The sequence below is a fragment of the Lewinella sp. genome, from assembly GCF_050633125.1.
Lineage (GTDB): Bacteria > Bacteroidota > Bacteroidia > Chitinophagales > Saprospiraceae > Lewinella.
Genome location: NZ_JBOEFX010000053.1, coordinates 46,076 through 48,814, shown reverse-complemented (window position 1 = coordinate 48,814; position 2,739 = coordinate 46,076). Strand labels below are relative to the sequence as shown.

3 protein-coding genes are annotated in these 2,739 nt (G+C 44.8%); 1 reads left to right on the top strand and 2 read right to left on the bottom strand.

Annotated features, from left to right (window positions below; all coding sequences use genetic code 11):
• Nucleotides 1-1,102: 1,102 nt before the first annotated feature.
• A partial coding sequence (locus ACRBG0_RS12825) for a heparan-alpha-glucosaminide N-acetyltransferase domain-containing protein (RefSeq protein WP_431487270.1) occupies nt 1,103-1,344 on the bottom strand: 242 nt, incomplete at its 3' end.
• Between the two features lie 37 nt (nt 1,345-1,381).
• Complete coding sequence (locus ACRBG0_RS12820) at nt 1,382-1,978, bottom strand: UbiX family flavin prenyltransferase (protein WP_431487269.1); 597 nt, start codon at nt 1,976-1,978, stop codon at nt 1,382-1,384.
• A gap of 188 nt (nt 1,979-2,166) precedes the next feature.
• Here ACRBG0_RS12820 and ACRBG0_RS12815 point away from each other — a divergent pair, with 188 nt between their 5' ends.
• The gene (locus ACRBG0_RS12815) at nt 2,167-2,676 is read left to right on the top strand and encodes a thioredoxin family protein (protein WP_431487268.1); all 510 of its coding nucleotides are present in this window, start codon (nt 2,167-2,169) and stop codon (nt 2,674-2,676) included.
• Nucleotides 2,677-2,739: the final 63 nt, after the last annotated feature.

Sequence of the window (2,739 nt, the reverse complement as noted above, 5' to 3'; positions counted from 1 at the left end):
TGTGTCTATTGTGGTAAAAAACGCCTCTATTATCTGTTAAAGTCTTGTGAAGAAAATGCTAAATTCCAGCTCCTATTTTTCTGCTTGCGTAGAATGTGCGTAATTGTATTCACTTTAGGGTAGTTGGCAATAAACCCCCAAACACTCTAAATAAAAATTTGCTGTTTTTGTTTAGTGTAGGGGCGGAGAACCATAGTTCCACCGCCCTCACTTTTTTCAACATGCTCTTAGACCTTTATAAAAATCTTCTTCGAATAAAGAACCCACGATAGTGCCAGGAAAAACAGCACATTCGTCATCGCAAAAGCAAACGAGGCAAACTTCACAGAGGCAAACGCCGGTTCATACACGCTTTCCCATAGCCAGGTCTTGGCCGTTATTTTTTCACCTGCTGCCGTCGTCCAGTTGATGGTGTAAAGGAGCTTAGCTACAATACCTGACATCACAAACACAAACAAGGCATTGGTACCATACACCACAAAAGGCTTAGTCCAGCTTTTGTACCCTTTGATGTCTACCAGCCAGTATACTGTTCCCAAAAATAACAGCGCGGCACCTGAGGTATAGAGCACGTAAGAGCTCGTCCAAATCTTTTTATTAATCGGGAAAGCCAAATCCCAAATACAGGCCAAAGCCAGTAATATTACCCCGATGGCCAACAGTCCCGCCGCTTTTTGATAACTGTCACCAGGTTTACGCAGCCATAGGCCAGCTAGTACGCCACTAATACCTGTACCAATAGCAGGTAGCGTACTCAGGAACCCTTCAGGGTCCCATGTTTTACTTTGCGACCACAAGTGCCCGCTCATAATGGTTCGGTCTAACCAGGCTCCCAGGTTTGTACTCGGCTCCAGGTTGGGGGCACCTACTCCAGGCACCGGCACCAGCGTCATCAGTGCCCAGTAGCCTAGCAGGCATCCTACGCCCGCCCAAAACAATTGGCGAGGATTCAGGTATAGAAATAGCATGGAGGTGGCTCCGTAGACTAAGGCTATTCGCTGTAATACACCCGGAATACGGATGGTACCCAAATTGAAATACGGAAACCCATTTAAAAATAAACCAATACCAAAGATGATCAGTGTTCGCTTAACAATCTTNNTGAATCAAGGCTTTACGGTTGCCTTGGTCTTTACGCTTACCCAAAGCGTAGGCAATAGCCACACCTACGATAAATATGAAGAAAGGGAATATCCAGTCCGTCGGCGTTACTCCATGCCAATCTGCGTGAAGCAGTGGTGCATAGACTTCGTCCCAAGTCCCGGGATTGTTTACCAAAATCATTCCGGCAATAGTGATGCCCCGAAAGATATCGAGTGATAATAGACGTTGTTGTTGATCCATCTTTTTTGTTTTGTATGGATCAAGATAAAGAGAATTTTTATTCCTTTTCTACACGCTCATCATCACTGCCCCATCGGTAAGTGTTTAGATCAAAACCTGCGAGATCTAACACCCGATCTACAACAGTGAGCGCCAACGCTTCAAACGTAGTGGGTTTACTATAAAAAGAAGGAGTCGCCGGGCAAATAATGGCACCTGCTTCGGTCAGTGAGGTCATATTACGCAAGTGTATCAGGTTGTAGGGGGTGTCCCTGGGCACCAAAATCAGCTTGCGGCGTTCTTTCAATATTACATCAGCAGCACGCGTCACCAGGTCATTACTGAGCCCCTGTGCTATACGTGCCATCAACCCCATAGAGCAAGGGCAAACGAGCATAGTCGTATAGCGTGCTGACCCCGAGGCAAAGGGAGCCATAAAGTCATTCTTCTGATAAAAATCAAAAGGGTAGTCTTTGTATGAATGATCCCCTAGCTCCAACTCCCAATTGTAGCGGGCATTATCACTCATTATCACGCCCACACGGTCCCATTGCGATTCCATTTCCTGCAAGCGGTCAAAGAGCACCTTGGCATAAATTGAGCCACTTGAGCCACCCACGGCCACCACCACCCGCTGTTTGTCAGCTTTATTCATCAAAAAACGTTAAATAATTATTAATTAAGTAGCATCTAAAAACGATTAGGCCTATTCACCCTATTTTTATGGATGTGCTTATGTCATCATTGGCTTTTACAGCACATCATTTATGTCATAGACATTATCGTCGAATTACTTACATCCCTGTCAGGAAATTTTCCTGACCATATTTAAAAGAAAGAATAATGAGAAAAGTTGTCATCGGAACAGGATTATTAATTGCGCTGGCCGCTATTTTTGCTTTTGCTCAGCCTGCTACACAGGTGGAGCCAGTGGCTAAAGAAGCAAAAATTAATTGGCTTACGTGGGAAGAAGCCATGGTAGCTATGGAAAATAACCCCAAGAAAATGTTCATTGATGTTTACACCGACTGGTGTGGATGGTGTAAGCGTATGGACGCGAACACCTTCACGGATGGCGATGTCATCGATTTTATGAACGAAAACTATTACGCAGTAAAATTCAATGCTGAAAGTACCCCCGATCAGCAGTACAAAGGCAATACCCTTAGCTTTCAAGCAGGGGCTGGCCGACGTGGTGTTCACGAACTAGCAGTTGTTCTGCTCAATCGTCGATTAGGTTACCCTTCCTTCGTTTACCTCGATGAGCAGCAGAATTCACTGAAAATTTCTCCAGGATACAAAACACCGGATGTACTCCTCGTTGAGCTCAAGGCAGTGGCTGCTGCAAATTAATTCAGCCTCTAATAGGAATTAAAAAATCCCGGATTGTGGTTTACTCCATCGTTCGGGATTTTT

What these genes read in the sequence shown, in the direction of transcription:
- ACRBG0_RS12820 (WP_431487269.1), bottom strand. Translation starts at nt 1,978, where the DNA reads ATGAATAAAGCTGACAAACAGCGGGTGGTGGTGGCCGTGGGTGGCTCA.
- ACRBG0_RS12815 (WP_431487268.1), top strand. Translation starts at nt 2,167, where the DNA reads ATGAGAAAAGTTGTCATCGGAACAGGATTATTAATTGCGCTGGCCGCT.